We start from the raw sequence: 19,207 nt of genomic DNA, 5'->3' as shown, positions 1-19,207 counted from the left end.
TGTCGGAACGCACGGGGCCGCGTCATTGTTTTGATGGATGAGCGGTGAGCGGGGCGCTCAGGAAAACGCGAGCCGCATGTCGGCCACGCGCCGTCGTTCGCGCGCGATCATCATCTGGTTCACGACGATCACGCCGATCGTGACGGCCGTGATGAACAGCGTCGCGAGCGCGTTCATCTCCGGATTCAGGCCGAGCCGCACGCGCGAGAACACGACGAGCGGCAGCGTCGTCGAGCCGGGGCCCGACAGGAACGCCGACAGCACGAGGTCGTCGATCGACAGCGTGAACGACAGCAGCCAGCCCGACAGCAGCGCCTGCGAGATCAGCGGCAGCGTGACCACGAAGAACACCTTCAGCGGCGTCGCGCCGAGATCGAGCGCGGCCTCCTCGAGCGACTTGTTCAGCTCCTTCACGCGCGACTGCACGATGATCGCGACGTACGACACGCACAGCATCACGTGGCCGATCCAGATCGTGACCATCCCGCGTCCCTTCGGCCAGCCGAACATCTGCTCGAGCGCGACGAACAGCAGCAGCAGCGAGATGCCCTGGATCACTTCGGGAATCACGAGCGGCGCGTTGATCATCCCCGTGTACAGCGTGAAGCCGCGGAAGCGGCCGAAGCGCGCGAGCACGAAGCCCGCCCACGTGCCGATCACGACCGACGCGGTGGCGGTCAGCAGGCCGATCTTCAGCGACAGCCACGCGGCCGACAGCAGCTCGTCGTCCTGCCACAGCGACGCGTACCACTTCAGCGAGAAGCCCGACCACACGGTGACGAGCTTCGACTCGTTGAACGAATACACGACGAGGCTGATGATCGGGATGTACAGGAACAGGAATCCGAACGCGAGGACGCCCGTCGACAGCGGTTTGCTCGGCTTGATCATTTCGCCTCCTCCAGTTCCTTGACCTGGTAGTACTGGAACAGCGCCATCGGCACGAGCAGCAGCAGCACCATCGCCACCGTCACCGCGGACGCCATCGGCCAGTCCATGTTGTTGAAGAACTCGTCCCACATCACGCGGCCGATCATCAGCGTGTCCGCGCCGCCGAGCAGTTCCGGGATCACGTATTCGCCGACCGCCGGGATGAACACCAGCAGGCTGCCGGCGATGATCCCGTTCTTCGACAGCGGCAGCGTGATCTGCGTGAACGCGACCCACGGCTTCGCGCCCAGGTCGTACGCGGCTTCGAGCAGCGTGAGGTCCATCTTCACGAGGTGCGCGTACAGCGGCATCACCATGAACGGCAGGTACGAATAGACCATCCCGATGTAGACGCCCGCGTCGCTGTGATACAGGCGCAGCGGCGTGTGGATGATGCCCAGCGCGATCAGCGCGTGGTTCAGCAGGCCGTCGTCCTTCAGGATGCCGATCCAGGCGTACACGCGGATCAGGAACGACGTCCAGAACGGCAGCATCACGGCCATCATCAGCACGTTGCGCGTGCCCGGCTCCGAGCGCGCGATGTAGTACGCCATCGGATAGCCGATCAGCAGGCAGAACAGCGTCGACACGGCGGCCATCTTCAGCGAGCTGAGGTAGGTCGCGACGTACAGGTCGTCCTTCAGCAGGAACGCGTAGTGGCCGAGCTGGACCGCGAAGTGCACGACGCCGTCCTGGATCTGCATCAGCGCCGAATACGGCGGAATGCCCATCACCTGGTCGGCGAAGCTGATCTTGAGCACCAGCACGAACGGCAGCGCGAAGAACAGCGCGAGCCACACGAACGGCACGCCGATCGCGACGCTGCGCCCGGACGGCAGGAAGCGCGACAGCGCGGCGAGGCGGCGCTTGCGCGCGGGGGCCGCGCTTGCGGCCACGGCACCGGACGACACCGGCGCGGGGGAGGAGGGAGCGGAAGTTCTCATTGCGTCAGCACCACGCCGCTGGCGGGCGACCAGGAGACGAACACGTCGTCGTTGTAGGCGGGCGCACCGTCATGCATCAGGTGCGAGCTGGACAGGTTCGACACGACGGTCTTGCCGCTCGGCAGGCGCACGTGGTACAGCGAGTAGCTGCCCATGTACGCGATGTCGGTGACGACGCCGCGCGCCCAGTTGTGCGGCGAATGCGGCTTGTCGCGCGACACGTGGATGCGCTCCGGCCGCACCGAGATGCCGACCGGCATCCCGAGCGGACCCGTCACGCCGTGGCTCACGTACATGCGCGTCTCGAGGTCGTCGCTCTCGACGAAGATATGGTCGGGCTCGTCCTCGACGACGCGGCCCTCGAACAGGTTGGTCGAGCCGATGAACTCGGCCGAGAAGCGGCTGTTCGGGTATTCGTACACTTCGCCGGGCGAGCCGATCTGCACGATCTTGCCTTCGCTCATCACCGCGAGGCGGCTCGCCATCGTCATCGCCTCTTCCTGGTCGTGCGTGACCATCACGCAGGTCACGTCGACCTTCTCGATGATGTTGACGAGCTCGAGCTGGGTCTTCTGGCGGATCTTCTTGTCGAGCGCGGACATCGGCTCGTCGAGCAGCAGCAGCTTCGGGCGCTTGACGAGCGAGCGCGCGAGCGCGACGCGCTGCTGCTGGCCGCCCGACAACTGGTGCGGCTTGCGCTTCGCGTACTTGCTCATCTGCACCAGCGCGAGCGCATCGGCGACGCGTTCCCTGATCTCGTGCTTCGGCGTGCCTTCCTGCTTCAGGCCGAACGCGACGTTCGACTCGACCGACATGTGCGGGAACAGCGCGTACGACTGGAACATCATGTTCACCGGGCGGCGATACGGCGGCAGCGACGCGAGGTCCTCGCCGTCGACGTAGATCTTGCCGGCGGTCGCGGTTTCGAGCCCGGCGAGCATGCGCAGCAACGTCGACTTGCCGCAGCCCGAGCTGCCGAGCAGCGCGAACAGCTCGTTTTTCGCGATCGTCAGGTTCACGTTGTCGACGGCCGTGCTGTCGCCGAACTTCTTCACGACGTTTTCGATGCGCACGAACGCGTCGTGCGTCGTGCGGGCCGCGGCGGCCGGCTGCGCATGGCGCGCAGCTGCGGTAGAGGGTATCGATTGCATGGGGTTCACCATTCGTTCGTCACGGATTGCAGGCGTGAGCGTCCCCGCGCGAGGCGCAGGATGCGACTCGCGGAAACGGCTCGTGCCGGGTGGAGCGGGGCGCGCGCCCGGACGGTCAGTCCGCGGCGCGCAAGGCGATCAGTGGCCGGTCTTCAATTGCGCCCACAGACGGTTCTCGAGACGCAGGATGTCGGCCGGCATCGGCTTCATCAGCGTCATCTTCTTCAGCACGTCCTCGGCCGGATACACGGTCGGGTCCTGCGCGACGGCCGGCGTGACGAACTGGTGCGCGGCCTTGTTCGCGGTCGGGTAGAACACCGTGTTGGTGATGGCCGCGTTGACCTTCGGATCGGACACGTAGTTGATCCACTTCAGCGCGGCTTCCGGATGCGGCGCGTCCTTCGGGATCACCATCACGTCGAACCACAGCAGCCCGCCTTCCTTCGGGTTCGCGAACTTGATGTCGTACGAACGTTTCGCTTCCGCCGAGCGGCGGTGCGCGATGCCGACGTCGCCCGACCAGCCGAGCGCGACGCAGATGTCGTTGTTCGCGAGGTCGTTGATGTAGCCGGACGAGTTGAACTGGGTGATGTACGGGCGGACTTTCTTCAGGACTTCGAACGCCGCCTGGTAGTCGGCGGGGTTCGTGCTGTTCGGGTTCTTGCCCATGTACTGCAGCGTCGCGGCGAACACGTCGACGGCCTGGTCGAGGAACGACACGCCGCAGCCCTTGAGCTTCGACATGTTCGCCGGGTCGAACACCAGCGCCCAGCTGTCGACCGGCGCGTTCTCGCCGAGCGCCTTCTTCACCGCCTGCGCGTTGTAGCCGAGGCCGTCCGTGCCGTACGCCCACGGCACGCCGTACTGGTTGCCGGGGTCGGCGTCCGAGATCATCTTCATCAGCAGCGGATCGAGGTTCGCGAGGTTCGGCAGCTTCGACTTGTCGAGCTTCTGGTAGACGCCGGCCTGGATCTGCTTGGCCATGTAGTTCGACGTCGGCACGACGATGTCGTAGCCCGAGCTGCCGGCGAGCAGCTTCGCCTGCAGCGTGTCGTCGCTGTCGTAGTTGTCGTACTTGACGTGGATGCCGGTCTGCTTCTGGAAGTTCGGGATCGTGTCGGGCGCGATGTAGTCGGACCAGTTGTAGACGTTCAGCTCGTCGGCGGCCTGCGCCGGCGGGCTGGCGACCGACGTGAACGCGGCCGCGGCGGCGAGGGCGACGGCGGAACAGGCTTGGCGAAGAGTGCGAGCACGCATGGTGGAGTTCCCCTGGTAAGGTGGCCGCGGCGCATGCGCGGCCCATATGCAAAGCCGTTACGAAATACCCAGTTGCTGGGCGGTCGCATCGACGGCCTTCTTCGCCTTCGACACGAGTTCGTCGATTTCCTGACGCGAGATCACGAGCGGCGGCGACAGCAGCATCCGGTCGCCGGTCGCGCGCATGATCAGGTTGCCGTTGAAGCAGAAGTCGCGGCACATCGTGCCGACGTCGCCGCCGTTCGCGAAGCGGCGGCGCTCGGCCGGCGCTTGCGCGAGCTGCAGGCTCGCGACGAGGCCCGCGCCGTGCACCTCGCCGACGATCGGATGGCGCGCGAAGGTCTCGCGCATCAGCGCCTGGAAGTACGGGCCCGTGTCGGTCTTCACGCGCGCGACGATGCCTTCGTCGCGCAGCAGCTTCAGGTTCGCGACCGCGACCGCCGCCGCGACCGGGTGGCCCGAGTAGGTGAGGCCGTGGTTGAATTCGCCGTTGTCGATGATCGGCCGCGCGACGCGCTCGTGGATGCCCACCGCGCCCATCGGCACGTAGCCGCTCGTCAGCCCCTTCGCCAGCGTGATCAGGTCCGGCTCGAAGCCGAAGTGCTGGTGCGCGAACCATTCGCCGGTGCGCCCGAAGCCGCCGATCACCTCGTCGGCGACGAGCAGGATGTCGTACTTGCGGCAGATCCGCTGGATCTCCGGCCAGTACGTCGACGGCGGGAAGATCACGCCGCCCGCGCCCTGGAACGGCTCGCCGATGAATGCGGCGACGTTCTCCGCGCCGAGTTCGAGGATCTTCGCTTCGAGCTGCTGCGCGCGCGCGAGGCCGAACGCCTCGGGCGTTTCGCCGGCTTGCGCTTCGCCGAAGAAGTACGGCTGGTCGATGTGCACGATGTGCTCGACCTTCGACGGCATCTGCTCGTGCATGTAGCCCATCCCGCCGAGCGTGCCGCCGGCGATGGTCGAACCGTGATAGCCGTTCTTGCGCGAGATCACGTATTTCTTCCGCGGCTGGCCCTGCACGCGCCAGTACTGGTGCACGACGCGCAGCACGGTGTCGTTGCCTTCCGAGCCGCTGTTGCAGTAGAAGAAGTGGTTGAAGCCCGGCGGCGTGACTTCCGCGAGCATCGCCGAGAGTTCGATCACCGGCGGATGCGTGGTCTTGAAGAACGTGTTGTAGAACGGCAGTTCCTGCAGCTGGCGGTACGCGGCGTCGGCGAGTTCCTTGCGGCCGTAGCCGACGTTCACGCACCACAGGCCGGCCATCCCGTCGATGATCTTGTTGCCGTCCGAATCCCACAGATAGACGCCGTCCGCCTTCACGATCACGCGGCTTCCCGTGCGGTTGAGCGCGCCCATGTCGGAGAACGGGTGGATGTGATGCGCGGCGTCGAGCGCGCGGTATTCGGCGGTGGTGCGGGCCTGCGCGGTGCGGGCCGCCGGCGCGGCGGGCTGGATCCAGGCCGATTCGTTGCGGTATGTCATGTTTCCTCCGTATGGCGGTTGCGCACGCTTACACGTGCAGCAGCAGATGGCGGCGTTCCCACGAGCTGATCACGCGGAAGAACGCTTCGTATTCGGTTTCCTTCAGTGCGAAATACGCCTTCAGGAACTTGTGGCCGAGGATTTCGCCGAGCGGCTCGCAGGCGGCCATCAGCGTCAGCCCTTCCTCGAGGTTGCGCGGCAGCTGGTACGGCAGGTCGTAGCCGTCGCTGACGAGCGGCTCGGTCGGCTCGAGGCGCTGCGTCATCCCGAGATAGCCGGCCGCGAGCGTCGCGGCGAGCGCGAGGTACGGGTTGCAGTCGACGCCCGGGATGCGGTTCTCGATGCGGCGCGCGGCCGGGCCCGAGTGCGGGATGCGGAAGCCGACCGTGCGGTTGTCGTAGCCCCACTGCACGTTGATCGGCGCGGCCATGAAGCGCGACAGCCGGCGGTACGAGTTGATGTACGGCGCGAAGATCGGCATCAGCGCCGGCGTGTACTTCTGCAGGCCGGCGAGGAAGTTGTAGAACATTGACGTCGCGCCGCCCGTCTCCTGCGACGTGAACAGGTTCTGGCCCGTTTCCTCGTCGACGATGCTCTGGTGCACGTGCATCGCCGAACCCGGTTCGTCTTCCATCGGCTTGGCCATGAACGTCGCGTACATGTTGTGACGCAGCGCGGCCTCGCGCACCGTGCGCTTGAACAGGAACACCTGGTCCGCGAGCGACAGCGCGTCGCCGTGCATGAAGTTGATCTCCATCTGCGCGGCGCCGACCTCGTGGATCAGCGTGTCGATGTCGAGATCCTGCAATTCGCAGTACTCGTAGATGTCCTCGAACAGCGGATCGAACTCGTTGACCGCCTCGATCGAATACGACTGGCGGCCCGTTTCGGGGCGGCCCGTGCGGCCGACGGGCGGGCGCAGCGGCAGGTCCGGGTCCTTGTTCATGTCGACCAGGTAGAACTCGAGCTCGGGCGCGACCACCGGCTTCCAGCCCTTCGCCTTGTACAGGTCGAGCACGCGGCGCAGCACGTAGCGCGGCGAGATCTCGACCGGCGAGCCGTCGAAGTGCACGCAGTCGTGGATCACCTGCGCGGTCGGGTCGACCGCCCACGGGATCAGGCGGATCGTCGACGTGTCGGGCACGCACACCATGTCGGGGTCGGTCACGCCGGTCAGCGAGCCGTCTTCCGGATATTCGCCGGTGACGGTCTGCACCATCACGGCCTGCGGCAGCCGCATCGATTCGCCGGACGTGAACTTGTTGCGCGGCGTGATCTTGCCGCGCGCGATGCCGGCCATGTCGGGAATGATCGCTTCGATCTCGGTGATGCGGTGTTTCTTCAGGAATTCGTCTATGTCGTGCATGTTTGTTCTCGTTGGTTGGTCGGCGCGCTCACGCGAGCGCGGCGGCGGCCCCGGCCCCGGCGTTCGTACGGGCGTCCCGGCGGGCGCGGCACGCGTCGCCGAACGCGCGAAAGATCGCGGTCGACAGCGGGTCGTGCGCATGCCGCCATTCCGGATGCCATTGCACGGCGAGCGCGAACGCGGCGGCGCCGGCGACGCTCACGGCCTCGATCAGGCCGTCCGGCGCGACCGCCTCGATCGCGAGACCGGCGCCGAGCTGCGCGATGCCCTGCTTGTGCAGCGAATTGACGCGCACTTCGTCGCGACCGTCCGCGAGTGCGTGCAACACGCCGCCGGGCGTCAGGCGCACCGCGTGCGCGGGGCCGTATTGCGTGTCGAGCGGCGCGTTGTCGTCCTCGCGGTGGTCGGCGAGGCCCGGCACTTCGTGCACGCGCTGATGCAGCGTGCCGCCGCAGGCGACGTTCAGCTCCTGGAAGCCGCGGCACAAGGCGAGCACGGGCACGCCGGCCGCGATCGCCGCGGGCAGCAGCGGCAGCGTCGTTGCGTCGCGCGCGGCGTCGTGCTTCGTGCCGGGCGCGCTCGGTTCGCCGCCGTAGCGATGCGGCTCGACGTTCGAATAGCTGCCGGTGAACAGCAGCCCGTCGACCACATCGAGGATGTCATCGACCGACTGGCGCTCGCCGAGCGCGGGCAGCACCATCGCGAGCGCATGCGCGCCGTCGACGACGGCGGCGATGTACTTGTCGCCGACCGTATGCGACGGATGCGCACCGATTTGCGTCATGTCGGCGGTGATGCCGACGAGGGGTTTCCTTTCCATGGCGTCGATCAGGTTACCTAAGCAAACCGTGAAGCGAGGCGACCGGCGCGGCCAGCATGGCTAGCGCAGATTGCAGGCGCGACACGGCCCCGCAGCCGTGCGCGAGGCGCATGGCTGCCGATAAGGGCGCGCAGCGGGAGATCCGGAACGGGTCGCGTTGCGCGCGACGATCAGGCCGACGTTCGTTTCGTGGTGCGGCGCAGCGCGCGGCAATGCATGCGCGAGCGCCATCCGTCACCGGTCAGGCGACGCGGCGGACGGGATGCGGGCGAAACGGACGACGTGAAAGGGAAAGAGGCGCTATGGCAGCAGCGACGCCACTTCGTCGGTATGGATGGCGACGAACGCGCGTGCGGAGACGGCGTTGTGACGCCGGACGGAACGACGGGACAGGATGGTGTAGATGGACAGATGCAGCAGGCGAGGACTATGCCAGCCGCAACTGCCATCGGTGATGGTCGGGGCGGCGCTGCGCAGACTTCGCACATCGCCACGATCCCACCTCACCAGAGGGCCACGGACTCTCACGATTACACTCGACTGGTTCGTTGAAAGTATTGAACGCCTGATTGCCTGAACGCGCGAGGCGTTTAAATAATCGAGACGCGGGTCGCGCGCCGTGAACCTCGGCGGGCATCGGTTTTTTGCGTTGCAATAACGCGTTTCGATGCGCGTGACGGTTCAATGACGCTGACCTGAGAGCCAGCATATACGAGCCAAAAACGGCGTCAAATGTTTTTTTATGGTCTTCGATCAGGGCTTTCCCGAAGCACTGCGAATAAAATATGCGTGAATGGAATGGCGGAAAAGTGTTGAATATTTCGGACGCCTTTCAGGGTTTTCCCCGCCAATACCCGACATAAAGTGATTAGAATATTCAACGGCCGCTCCACGCGTCGTTTCATTCTTTCCTCGCACTTATCGTGTCCGAAACCGAATCGATGTCCACCGAAGTCGCCGAGCGCCTGCGTTTCGTGCGCAACAAGCATGGCCTGTCGCAGCGCGAACTCGCGAAGCGGGCCGGCGTGACCAACGGCACGATCTCGCTGATCGAGCAGGGCCGCGTGAGCCCGTCGGTCGGCTCGCTGAAGAAGCTGCTCGAGTGCATTCCGATGAGCCTTGCCGAGTTCTTCACGTTCGAGCTCGTCGAGTCGCGCACCGTGGTGTCGCGCCGCGACGCGATGCCGAACCTCGGCAACGACACGCTCGCGTTTCATCTCGTCGGCGCAGGCGTGAAGGACCGCAACATGTGCATCATGCGCGAGGTCTACCAGCCGCACGCCGACACAGGGCCCGAGATGCTCGCGCATGCCGGGCACGAGGGCGGCGTCGTCGTGTCGGGCCGGCTCGAGCTCACCGTCGACGGCGCGACCTGGCTGCTCGATCCCGGAGACGGCTACTACTTCGAAAGCCGTTTGCCGCACCGTTTTCGCAATCCCAGCGCGGAGCAAGTCTGCGAGGTCGTCTCGGCCAACTCGCCGCCGACCTTCTGATCGCGCGTCATCGCATTCGCCACCGGCCGCACGACGTGCGCTGCCGCCCACCCGCGGCGAATGCCACAACCATTGAGGCATCCTGATGAACAAGTTGACTTTGAAAGATTGGCAGGACAAGGCAGCGTCGCTCGCGATCGAAGGGCGCGCGTTCATCGACGGCGCGTCTCGCGATGCGCAGTCCGGCCGGACTTTCGACTGCGTGAGCCCGATCGACGGCCGCGTGCTCGCGCAGGTCGCCGATTGCGGCGAGGCGGACGTGAACGCGGCCGTCGCGGCCGCGCGCCGCGCGTTCGACGCGCAGGTGTGGGCCGGGCTGAACCCGCGTGCGCGCAAGGCGGTGCTGCTGCGCTGGGCCGCGCTGATGCGCGCGCATCTCGACGAGCTCGCGCTGCTCGAGACGCTCGATGCCGGCAAGCCGATCGGCGACACGACGACGGTCGACGTGCCGGGCGCCGCGTATTGCGTCGAATGGTTCGCCGAAGCGATCGACAAGGTCGGCGGCGAAGTCGTGCCGGCCGATCATCACCTGGTCGGGCTCGTCACGCGCGAGCCGGTCGGCGTCGTCGCGGCGGTCGTGCCGTGGAATTTCCCGATCCTGATGGCCGCGTGGAAGTTCGGTCCCGCGCTCGCCGCCGGCAACAGCGTCGTGCTGAAGCCGTCGGAGAAGTCGCCGCTCACGGCGATCAAGGTCGCGCAGCTCGCGCACGAGGCCGGCATTCCGGCGGGCGTGTTCAACGTCGTGCCGGGCGCGGGCGAGCCGGGCAAGCTGCTCGCGCTGCATCCCGGCGTCGACTGCATTGCATTCACCGGTTCGACCGCGGTCGGCAAGCTGATCATGCAGTACGCGGCGCAATCGAACCTGAAGCGCGTGTGGCTCGAGCTCGGCGGCAAGTCGCCGAACATCGTGCTGCCGGACTGCCCGGATCTCGATCGCGCGGCGCAGGCCGCGGCCGGCGCGATCTTCTACAACATGGGCGAAATGTGCACCGCGGGCTCGCGCCTGCTCGTGCATCGCGACATCAAGGACGTGTTCATCGAGAAGCTCGTCGCGGCCGCGCGCGCGTATGTGCCCGGCAATCCGCTCGATCCGGCGGTGTCGATGGGCGCGATCGTCGACGGCATCCAGCTCGAGCGCGTGCTCGGCTATATCGACGCGGGGCGCCAGGAAGGCCGGCTGGTGACGGGCGGGGCGCGCGTGAAGCAGGAGACGGGCGGCTTCTACGTCGAGCCGACGGTGTTCGAGGTGAAGCCCGATGCGAGGATCGCGCGTGAGGAGATCTTCGGGCCGGTGCTGTCGGTGATCGCGTTCGACGACGTGGACGAAGCCGTGCGCATCGCCAACGATTCCGAGTACGGGCTGGCCGCGGCGCTGTGGACGTCGAACCTGACGACCGCGCACGAGGTGTCGCGACGCCTGCGCGCGGGCACCGTGTGGGTGAACTGCTACGACGAGGGCGGCGACATGAACTTCCCGTTCGGCGGCTACAGGCAGTCGGGCAATGGCCGCGACAAGTCGCTGCATGCGCTCGAGAAGTACACGGAGCTGAAGTCGACGCTCGTGCGGCTGCGGTGACGCCGGCCGCGCGCTGCCGGCTCCCTGTGGTACGGGAGCCGGCGGTGCGCGTTACGCGGCGCGCAGCGCGGGATGAAAGCCCGCGGCTTCGATGATCGACTGCACGCGCTCGGCGGATTGGGTCGACTGGACCGACACGCGCTTCGCGGCGACGTCGATGTCGAGCGTGGCGGCGGGATCGGCCGCGGTCACCGCGCGGGTGATCGCGTTCGCGCAGCCGCCGCAGGTCATGTCCTGAACTTCGAATTCCATGGTTTTCTCCAGAGTTGACGAGCCCGCACAGCATGAAGCTTGCCATCGTGGGAAGGTCAAGCGTGTGCGCGCCGGTGCGCAGGATACCCCGTGCGCCGCCTGCACGATGCGACAGCCATTCGTCAGCGTGTCATCAGACGAATAAAAACTTTGATCGGATCGTCAGTCGGTATTTAGCCTGATTGACCGTTCAGGGTCTGCCGCGTCGGCGAGGAAATACCTTTTGAGACAAAGGCTTGTGAAACGATGTGAAGCGCGATCCCCATTTTGCGAACAAGGGTAATTGATGCGGAAATGCGAATCGCTCTTAGTATCAATTCCTCTCCCGCATTTCTTTCTACTCCTGATCATGAATCGTTTCGCTTTCGGTTTCGCTCTGGCCCTGCTGGGCGCGTCGGCCACCTCCGCATTCGCGGCCGACGACGTCGTCAACCTGACCCTGAAGGACCACAAGTTCTCGCCCGAAGGCGTGACGATTCCCGCCGGCAAGAAGGTGAAGTTCGTCGTGAAGAACCTCGACGCGACGCCCGCCGAATTCGAAAGCGACGACTTCAAGGCGGAGAAGGTCATTCCCGCCGGCAAGTCGGCCGAGATCCTGGTCGGGCCGCTGAAGGCCGGCACCTACGAGTTCCACGACGAGTACCACGAAGCTCAGTCGAAGACGAAGCTCACCGTCAAGTAAGCGCACGCCATCATGTTGTCTACCGCCCTGATCGTCTTTCGTGAAGTGCTCGAGGCCGCGCTGGTGGTCTCGATCGTGATGGCCGCCACGAAGGGCGTGCCGCGGCGCGGCTGGTGGGTCGGCAGCGGGCTGGTCGGCGGCGTGATCGGCGCCGGCCTGATCGCCGCGTTCGCCGACGTGATCTCGCAGTGGGCGTCCGGGATGGGCCAGGAGGTGTTCAACGCGGGCGTGATGTTCGTTGCGACGCTGATGCTCGCGTGGCACAGCATCTGGATGAGCAAGCATGGCCGCGAGATGGCGCTGCACATGACCGCGGTCGGCCGGGCGGTTGCGGCCGGCAGCAAGCCGCTGACCGGGCTCGCGATCGTCGTCGGCGTCGCGGTGCTGCGCGAAGGCTCCGAGGCCGTGCTGTTCCTGTACGGCATCGCGGCGGGCGATCCGGGGCAGACGCCGCAGATGATCGCCGGCGGGCTGCTCGGCGTGCTCGGCGGCGCGGGGCTCGGCTATGCGATGTATGCGGGCCTGCTGCGGATTCCGCTGAAGCGGCTGTTCTCCGTCACCAACGGGCTGATCGTGCTGCTCGCGGCCGGGATGGCGAGCCAGTGCGTCGGCTTCCTGCTGGCGGCCGGCCTCGTGCCGTCGTGGGGCGACGCGGTGTGGGATACGTCGTGGCTGCTGAAGGATTCGAGCCTCGTCGGCAAGGCGCTGCATACGCTGATCGGCTATACCGCGCGTCCGGCGGGCATCCAGATCGCCGTGTACCTCGCGACGCTGGCGACGATCGTCGTGCTGGCGCGGTTCGTCGGCCGGCCGCAAGGCGCGGTGCGGCCGCCGCGACCGGTCGCCTGAGTGACGGGGTCTGAATGAGCGAAGGGGCGTCATGGACGCCCCTTCGTTCGTTTACCGGCCTGCGCTCAGCGGTGGTTGTCGATCCACGCGCGCGCCCATTCGAGCCCGGCGACGCGCGCCTCGTCATCGGTGTCGAACACGCCGAGCACGCCCGACGCTTCAACGAGCTTGTTGTTCTGCGTGATCGTGCCGCTTGCCGCGAAGCGCTCGGGCTGCATGATCTCGTCCTGCTGCAGGATCGCGTGGCCCCAGATCTGGTAGCCGTGGTAGCTTTCTGCTTCCATTATCGTGTCACCTTGGCGGGGCCGTTGCGGGTGCCGACGCGCAGCACGTTGCCGTCCGGCGTGTATTGCCGCGGGATGTCGGTGAAGGCGAGACCATGCGGCGAATCCTGCGCGTCCGGCTGCATCACCGTAAGCCGGCCCGGTGCGGGCTGGGCGACGGGGCGCGCGGCGGGCGTGGCGGACGGCGTGCCGGCCGCCGGCATGCGATGCGCGCCCGTCTTCAGCGTCTGCGTGGCGGGCGCGACGTGGCGCTTGTGCGGCTTCGCGACCGCCTTTTGCTGGACGGCGGCATGCTTCGCGGGGGCGGCCGCATGTGCGTCGGGGGCGTGCGCCGCCGGCGGACGCGGCGCAGCCGTGCGCGCCTCGGGCGGATTCCACACCTCGACGTAATGGTCGGCGGCCATGGCCGGCGTCGCACACGCCAGCGCCAGCAATCCGCATCCGATCAGTCTCACCATGCTTTCTCCGTCTGTCTCATCGGCGGCGCGCCGCGCCGCTTATTCCACCGTCACCGACTTCGCGAGGTTCCGCGGCTTGTCGACGTCGGTGCCGCGTGCGCAGGCGGTGTGATACGCGAGCAGCTGCAGCGGCACGACGTGCAGGATCGGCGACAGCTGGCCGTAGTGCTCCGGCATCCGGATCACGTGCAGGCCGTCGTCGTTGACGATCTGCGTGTCCGCGTCCGCGAACACGTACAGCTCGCCGCCGCGCGCGCGCACTTCCTGCATGTTCGACTTCAGTTTCTCGAGCAGCGTGTCGTTCGGCGCGACCGTGACGACCGGCATCGCTTCCGTGACGAGCGCGAGCGGCCCGTGCTTCAGTTCGCCCGCCGGATACGCCTCGGCGTGGATGTACGAGATTTCCTTCAGCTTCAGCGCGCCCTCGAGCGCGATCGGGTAGTGCAGCCCGCGGCCGAGGAACAGCGCGTTTTCCTTGCGCGCGAATTCTTCCGACCACGCGATGATCTGCGGTTCGAGCGCGAGCACGCTGTTCAGCGCGGCCGGCAGGTGGCGCAGCTGCTTCAGGTACTCGGCTTCCTGCGCGGCGTCCACGTGCCCGCGCAGCTTGCCGAGCGTCGCGGCCAGCACGAACAGCCCGACGAGCTGGGTCGTGAACGCCTTCGTCGACGCGACGCCGATCTCGGTGCCCGCATGCGTGAGGAACTGCAGTTCGGTGAGGCGCACCATCGCGCTCGTCGCGACGTTGCACACCGCGAGCGTGTGCGCATGGCCGAGCGACTGCGCGTGCTTGAGCGCCGCGAGCGTGTCGGCCGTCTCGCCCGATTGCGAGATCACGACGACGAGCTGGCGCGGGTTCGGCACCGATTCGCGGTAGCGGTATTCGCTCGCGATCTCGACCTGGGTCGGGATCTTCGCGATCGATTCGAGCCAGTACTTCGCGGTGAGGCCCGAGTAGTAGCTGGTGCCGCACGCGAGGATCAGCAGGCTGTCGATCTCGCCGAACGCGGCGGCCGCGGCGTCGCCGAACAGCGCGGCGTCGAACGCGTCGGCCTGCGGGATCGTGTCGCTGATCGCGCGCGGCTGCTCGAAGATTTCCTTCTGCATGAAGTGCCGGTACGGCCCGAGCTCGACCGCGCCGCCGTACGCGCTGACGACGCGGACTTCGCGCTGCGCCGCCGCGCCGTGGCGGTCGACGATCTTCACGCCGTCGAGCGACAGCTCGCACACGTCGCCTTCCTCGAGGAACGTGAAGTGGTCGGTGCTGCCTGCCAGCGCGAGCGCGTCGGACGCGAGGAAGTTCTCGCCGTCGCCGTAGCCGACGACGAGCGGCGAGCCCTGGCGCGCGCCGACGACCGTGTGCGGCTGGTCCTTGTGGATCACCGCGATCGCATACGCGCCGTGCAGCTGCTGCACCGCGTTGCGCACCGCGGCGAACAGGTCGCCGCGATACAGGCTGTGCACGAGGTGCGCGATCACTTCGGTGTCGGTCTGCGACACGAATTCGTAGCCTTTCGCGCGCAGCGCGTCGCGCAGCGACTCGAAGTTCTCGATGATGCCGTTATGCACGAGCGCGAGCGCGTTCGACGAGAAGATCGGGTGCGCGTTGTGCGTGACCGGTGCGCCGTGCGTGGCCCAGCGCGTGTGCGCGATGCCCGTGACGCCTTCGAGGTGCGACTCGCGGACCTGCGCGTCGAGGTCGGCGACGCGCGCGACGCTGCGCGCGCGCTTCGGGGCACCCGGCGTAGGGGCGTCCGGTTCGAGCACGGCGACGCCGCACGAATCGTAGCCGCGGTATTCGAGGCGCCGCAGACCTTCGATCAGCACCGGAACGATATTACGCTTTGCAACTGCGCCGACAATGCCGCACATGAAAACAGTCCTGTAAGTCGAAGCGGGCGCAACGACGGCGCCCGCGGGGTGTTCAGCCTTTCTTCTTGACCGGGCGGACGTAGCCGCTCTTCGCGGTCTGCGTCTTCTCGTTCAACGCGAGCATGCCGTCGGCCACGTCCTTCCAGATCGTCGTGCCCGCGGCGATCGTCACGCCGCGCCCGACGCGCACCGGCGCGACCAGCTGCGTATCCGAGCCGACGAACACGTCGTCCTCGATCACGGTGCGGAACTTGTTCGCGCCGTCGTAGTTGCAGGTGATCGTGCCCGCGCCGATGTTCACGCGCGCGCCGATGTCGGCGTCGCCGATGTACGTGAGGTGGTTCGCTTTCGAGCCGTGGCCGATCACCGCGTTCTTCACCTCGACGAAGTTGCCGACGTGCGCCTCGTCGGCGAGCTGCGCGCCCGGGCGCAGCCGTGCGTACGGGCCGATCACCGTGTGCGCGCCGAGCTCGGCGCCGTCGATGTGCGTGAACGCGTCGATGCGCGCGCCCGCACCGACCGACGCGTTGCGGATCACGCAGTTCGCGCCGATCGTCACGTTGTCGGCGAGCGTCACGTTGCCTTCGAACACGCAGTTCACGTCGATCGACACGTCGCGGCCGCAGCGCAGCGTGCCGCGCACGTCGAGCCGCGCCGGGTCGGCGAGCGTCACGCCGTCGGCGAGCAGCGCGTCGGCGAGGGTGCGCTGGTGCACGCGCTCGAGCTCCGCGAGCTGCGCCTTGCTGTTCACGCCGAGCGTTTCCCATTCGGCGTCCGGTTGCGCGGTGACGACCTCGAAGCCGGCGTCGATCGCGAGCTCGACGACGTCGGTCAGGTAGTACTCGCCCTGCGCGTTGTCGTTGTTCAGCGCGCCGAGCCACATCGCGAGCTGCGCGGTCGGCGTGACGACGATGCCGGTGTTGATCTCGGCGATCTTCTGCTCTTCCGGCGACGCGTCCTTCTGCTCGACGATGCGCGTGACGAAGCCGGCCGGGTCGCGCACGATGCGGCCGTAGCCGGTCGGATCGTCGAGCGTGACCGTCAGAATGCCGTAGCGGCCTTCGCGCGCGGCGGCGACGAGGCGCTCGAGCGTGGATACGCGCGTGAGCGGCACGTCGCCGTACAGCACGAGGGTCGGCTGCGCGGGATCGAGCAGCGGCAGCGCCTGGCGCACCGCGTGGCCGGTGCCGAGCTGCTCGGCCTGCACCGCGAACTGCACGTCGGGCGCGCCGACGGCCGCCTGCACCTGCTCCGCGCCGTGGCCGACGACGACCACGAGCCGGGACGGCTGCAGCGCGCGCGCGGTGGCGATGACGTGAGAGAGGAGGGGCCTGCCGGCCAGAGGATGAAGCACTTTCGGCAGCGCGGAACGCATGCGCTTGCCGGTGCCTGCCGCCAAAATCACGATATTCATGGCGCCAGCTTGTCAGAAGAGTTCGAAGCTACACATTCTAGCATGGGGCCCCGCCCGCCGAGCCCGGCCGAGGCGGGGCCGGCAGGGCTGGCGGGCCCGCCCGGCGGGCGTCGCCGGGCCCCGCGCGGGGCGGCTTACAGGTCGTCGAACTGGACGATCGAGATCGGTCGGGCCGCGTCAGGTTTGGCCGCGCCCGCGGGGGTGCTGTCGTCGCCGCTCGAGCACGGTTCCTCGTCGAACGCGATGTCGCCCTGCGGATCGGCCTCGCCGGTCGCGCGCAGCGACGTGAACGGGAACAGCGTGGTGTCCATCAGGTGCGACGGCACGACCTTCGCGAGCGCGTTGAACATGTTCTCGACGCGGCCCGGGAAGCGCTTGTCCCAGTCGCGGATCAGCGCCTTCATTTCCGCGCGCTTCAGGTTCGGCTGGCTGCCGCACAGGTTGCACGGGATGATCGGGAATTCGCGCAGCTCCGCGTATTTCTCCAGGTCGGTTTCCTTCACGTACGCGAGCGGGCGGATCACGACGTTCTTGCCGTCGTCCGACTGCAGCTTCGGCGGCATCCCCTTCAGCTTGCCGCCGTAGAACATGTTCAGCAGCAGCGTCTGCACGATGTCGTCGCGGTGATGGCCGAGCGCGATCTTGGTCGCGCCGAGCTCGCCCGCGACGCGGTACAGGATCCCGCGGCGCAGCCGCGAGCACAGCGAGCAGGTGGTCTTGCCCTCGGGCACGAGGCGCTTGACGATGCTGTAGGTGTCCTGGTTCTCGATGTGGAACGGCACGCCGATCCGCGTCAGGTACTCGGGCAGCACGTGCTCCGGGAAGCCCGGCTGCTTCTGGTCGAGATTGACGGCCACGATGTCGAAGTCGATCGGCGCGCGCTCGCGCAGGCGCAGCAGCACGTCGAGCATCGCGTAGCTGTCCTTGCCGCCGGACAGGCAGACCATCACCTTGTCGCCGTGCTCGATCATGTTGTAGTCGCCGATCGCCTGGCCGACCTGGCGCACGATGCGCTTGAACAGCTTGTTGTTCTCGTACGCTTCCTTCTGCTCGCGGCGCGTCAGCGCGGGGCGGCCGGCGCTGGCCGCGCCGTCTTCGACGGCGGCAGCGGCCGCCGGATCATTCAGATTGGGTGTGTGGGGGGCGTTCATGCTCGCTCCTCGTCCTTGATGCGAAAGACTTCGACGCCGACGGCGTCGCAGTCCGGATAGGCGTCCGGTTTCTCGGTACAGACGCGTACCGCGCGCACGGCGTCGTGCGCCAGCAGGCGCGCGGCGATCGCGTCGCACAGCGTTTCCTGCAGGTGGATGTGGCCGCGCGCCACGCACTGCGCGACGCTCTGCTTCATCAGGTCGTAGTCGACGACTTCATGCAGCCGGTCGTCGACAGGGGTGCTGAGCGCCAGCGGCACGAACAGGTCGACATTGATGACGACGCGCTGCTCGCCGCGCTTCTCGTGCTCGAATGCCCCGATGTTGATGTGCACCTCGTAGTCGCGCAGGTAGAGCCTGCGGCAATCCGCGAGGCGGGGGTGCAGGAGGGCGGAATGCATGGTCGTTCCAGTCAAATTGGCGTGCGCGCACGCAAAGCGGCGCGGGCGGCGGCCGTCATGGCGCGCGCCCGTGCGGTTCATTCGGGCCGGCGGCAGGCGGCGCCAGGTGCTCGCCGCCGTCGACGGTCAGCGTCGCGCCGGTGATGCCGGGCGCGTCCGCCAGGTAGCAGGCCGCCGCCGCGATGTCGTTCGCGTGCGGCGCGCGCCCGCGCACCAGCGCCGCGATGCGCACCTTCGGCGCGAGCGTCAGCGCCAGCGCGGCCGTCGCGCGGTTCAGCGCGGCCTGCATCAGCGCGTGCGACAGCTGTTCGGGCGCCGGGTGGAACAGCGCCTGGTCCAGCACGTGGATCGCGCACGCGCGCAGCGCCTCGTCGGCGCGCGCGGCGTCGGGCGTCGCGGCTTCGAGCGCGCGGGCCAGCGCGAGCGGCGCGGCGACGTTGCGGGCCAGCGCGGCGGCGAGCGACGCATGGCGCACCGAGTGCGCGTCGTCGGCATCCGTCGGCGCGCTGTGGAACACGACGCATGCCGGCCGGCCGAGCGCCGCGCCGCAGGCCGCGACCAGCCCGGCCGCGTCGGCTTCGAGGGCCAGATCGGCATCGAGCACGGCCGCACGGCGTCCGAGCGCGCCGACCTCGGCGACGAGCGCGTCGGCCACGGCCGGCGGCGCGTCGCGGCCGCGCTGCAGCGCGACGTCCCAGCCGTGCCGGGCGAACCCCGTGGCGAGCGCGCGGCCGATCGACGCGGCGTCGGCCGCGCTGTCCAGGGCGCCCGCGACGAGCACCACGCGCGCGGTCGACGTATCGGCTGAAACGGTCATTTACA

General features: G+C 67.6%; 20 protein-coding genes. 4 read left to right on the top strand and 16 right to left on the bottom strand.

What is annotated here, in order from left to right; all coding sequences use genetic code 11:
- Positions 1-57 precede the first annotated feature (57 nt).
- The 8 genes from B7P44_RS16435 to B7P44_RS37505 form a co-directional block, all read right to left on the bottom strand.
- On the bottom strand, positions 58-891 hold the full coding sequence (locus B7P44_RS16435) for an ABC transporter permease subunit (protein ID WP_084905902.1): 834 nt from the start codon (positions 889-891) through the stop codon (positions 58-60).
- Positions 888-1,874 carry an ABC transporter permease subunit gene (locus B7P44_RS16430; protein WP_084905900.1) on the bottom strand — a complete coding sequence of 329 codons (987 nt, stop codon included), beginning with the start codon at positions 1,872-1,874 and terminating at the stop codon, positions 888-890. Before B7P44_RS16430 ends, B7P44_RS16435 begins: the two co-directional genes overlap by 4 nt.
- Entirely contained in the window at positions 1,871-3,025 is a 1,155-nt protein-coding gene (locus B7P44_RS16425; protein ID WP_084905899.1) for an ABC transporter ATP-binding protein, read from the bottom strand. Before B7P44_RS16425 ends, B7P44_RS16430 begins: the two co-directional genes overlap by 4 nt.
- A gap of 138 nt (positions 3,026-3,163) precedes the next feature.
- A complete protein-coding gene (locus tag B7P44_RS16420) occupies positions 3,164-4,282 on the bottom strand; it encodes a polyamine ABC transporter substrate-binding protein (RefSeq protein WP_084905897.1) in 1,119 nt (372 codons plus the stop codon).
- A 57-nt stretch (positions 4,283-4,339) separates the two neighbouring features.
- Positions 4,340-5,767 (bottom strand): aspartate aminotransferase family protein, encoded by a 1,428-nt coding sequence (locus B7P44_RS16415; protein WP_084905896.1) that lies wholly within the window; start codon positions 5,765-5,767, stop codon positions 4,340-4,342.
- 28 nt (positions 5,768-5,795) lie between these two features.
- Positions 5,796-7,133: a glutamine synthetase family protein gene (locus tag B7P44_RS16410; RefSeq protein ID WP_084905894.1), complete on the bottom strand. Its 1,338-nt coding sequence runs from the start codon at positions 7,131-7,133 to the stop codon at positions 5,796-5,798.
- A gap of 28 nt (positions 7,134-7,161) precedes the next feature.
- Positions 7,162-7,953 (bottom strand): gamma-glutamyl-gamma-aminobutyrate hydrolase family protein, encoded by a 792-nt coding sequence (locus B7P44_RS16405; protein ID WP_084905893.1) that lies wholly within the window; start codon positions 7,951-7,953, stop codon positions 7,162-7,164.
- A 300-nt stretch (positions 7,954-8,253) separates the two neighbouring features.
- Complete coding sequence (locus B7P44_RS37505; RefSeq protein WP_084906746.1) at positions 8,254-8,439, bottom strand: hypothetical protein; 186 nt, start codon at positions 8,437-8,439, stop codon at positions 8,254-8,256.
- 455 nt (positions 8,440-8,894) lie between these two features.
- Here B7P44_RS37505 and B7P44_RS16395 point away from each other — a divergent pair, with 455 nt between their 5' ends.
- A complete protein-coding gene (locus B7P44_RS16395) occupies positions 8,895-9,446 on the top strand; it encodes a cupin domain-containing protein (protein WP_084906744.1) in 552 nt (183 codons plus the stop codon).
- Between the two features lie 85 nt (positions 9,447-9,531).
- Positions 9,532-11,022 carry an aldehyde dehydrogenase gene (locus B7P44_RS16390; RefSeq protein ID WP_084905891.1) on the top strand — a complete coding sequence of 497 codons (1,491 nt, stop codon included), beginning with the start codon at positions 9,532-9,534 and terminating at the stop codon, positions 11,020-11,022.
- A gap of 51 nt (positions 11,023-11,073) precedes the next feature.
- Here B7P44_RS16390 and B7P44_RS16385 read toward each other — a convergent pair whose 3' ends face one another.
- Complete coding sequence (locus B7P44_RS16385) at positions 11,074-11,274, bottom strand: heavy-metal-associated domain-containing protein (protein WP_084905890.1); 201 nt, start codon at positions 11,272-11,274, stop codon at positions 11,074-11,076.
- Between the two features lie 349 nt (positions 11,275-11,623).
- Between B7P44_RS16385 and B7P44_RS16380 the strand changes: the two genes are divergently transcribed.
- Complete coding sequence (locus tag B7P44_RS16380) at positions 11,624-11,956, top strand: cupredoxin domain-containing protein (protein WP_084905888.1); 333 nt, start codon at positions 11,624-11,626, stop codon at positions 11,954-11,956.
- 12 nt (positions 11,957-11,968) lie between these two features.
- On the top strand, positions 11,969-12,805 hold the full coding sequence (locus B7P44_RS16375) for an FTR1 family iron permease (protein WP_084905887.1): 837 nt from the start codon (positions 11,969-11,971) through the stop codon (positions 12,803-12,805).
- A gap of 65 nt (positions 12,806-12,870) precedes the next feature.
- Here B7P44_RS16375 and B7P44_RS16370 read toward each other — a convergent pair whose 3' ends face one another.
- The 7 genes from B7P44_RS16370 to B7P44_RS16340 form a co-directional block, all read right to left on the bottom strand.
- On the bottom strand, positions 12,871-13,089 hold the full coding sequence (locus B7P44_RS16370; RefSeq protein ID WP_084905885.1) for a DUF6566 family protein: 219 nt from the start codon (positions 13,087-13,089) through the stop codon (positions 12,871-12,873).
- Positions 13,089-13,547: a hypothetical protein gene (locus B7P44_RS16365; RefSeq protein WP_084905883.1), complete on the bottom strand. Its 459-nt coding sequence runs from the start codon at positions 13,545-13,547 to the stop codon at positions 13,089-13,091. The genes B7P44_RS16370 and B7P44_RS16365 overlap by 1 nt, the downstream gene beginning before the upstream one ends.
- Positions 13,548-13,586: 39 nt before the next feature.
- On the bottom strand, positions 13,587-15,419 hold the full coding sequence (gene glmS, locus B7P44_RS16360; protein WP_084905881.1) for a glutamine--fructose-6-phosphate transaminase (isomerizing): 1,833 nt from the start codon (positions 15,417-15,419) through the stop codon (positions 13,587-13,589).
- Positions 15,420-15,471: 52 nt separating this feature from the next.
- Positions 15,472-16,833 carry a bifunctional UDP-N-acetylglucosamine diphosphorylase/glucosamine-1-phosphate N-acetyltransferase GlmU gene (gene glmU / locus B7P44_RS16355; protein WP_084905879.1) on the bottom strand — a complete coding sequence of 454 codons (1,362 nt, stop codon included), beginning with the start codon at positions 16,831-16,833 and terminating at the stop codon, positions 15,472-15,474.
- Between the two features lie 134 nt (positions 16,834-16,967).
- Positions 16,968-17,984 (bottom strand): tRNA 2-thiocytidine(32) synthetase TtcA, encoded by a 1,017-nt coding sequence (ttcA, locus tag B7P44_RS16350; RefSeq protein ID WP_084905877.1) that lies wholly within the window; start codon positions 17,982-17,984, stop codon positions 16,968-16,970.
- Positions 17,981-18,385 (bottom strand): dihydroneopterin aldolase, encoded by a 405-nt coding sequence (locus tag B7P44_RS16345; RefSeq protein WP_084905875.1) that lies wholly within the window; start codon positions 18,383-18,385, stop codon positions 17,981-17,983. Before B7P44_RS16345 ends, ttcA begins: the two co-directional genes overlap by 4 nt.
- Positions 18,386-18,440: 55 nt before the next feature.
- On the bottom strand, positions 18,441-19,202 hold the full coding sequence (locus B7P44_RS16340; protein WP_084905873.1) for an SDR family oxidoreductase: 762 nt from the start codon (positions 19,200-19,202) through the stop codon (positions 18,441-18,443).
- Positions 19,203-19,207 lie beyond the last annotated feature (5 nt).

Source organism: Burkholderia ubonensis subsp. mesacidophila (assembly GCF_002097715.1).
Classification (GTDB): Bacteria; Pseudomonadota; Gammaproteobacteria; order Burkholderiales; family Burkholderiaceae; genus Burkholderia; species Burkholderia mesacidophila.
Note: the sequence above shows the minus strand (reverse complement) of the source record. Positions and strands in the feature narration are given on the sequence as shown.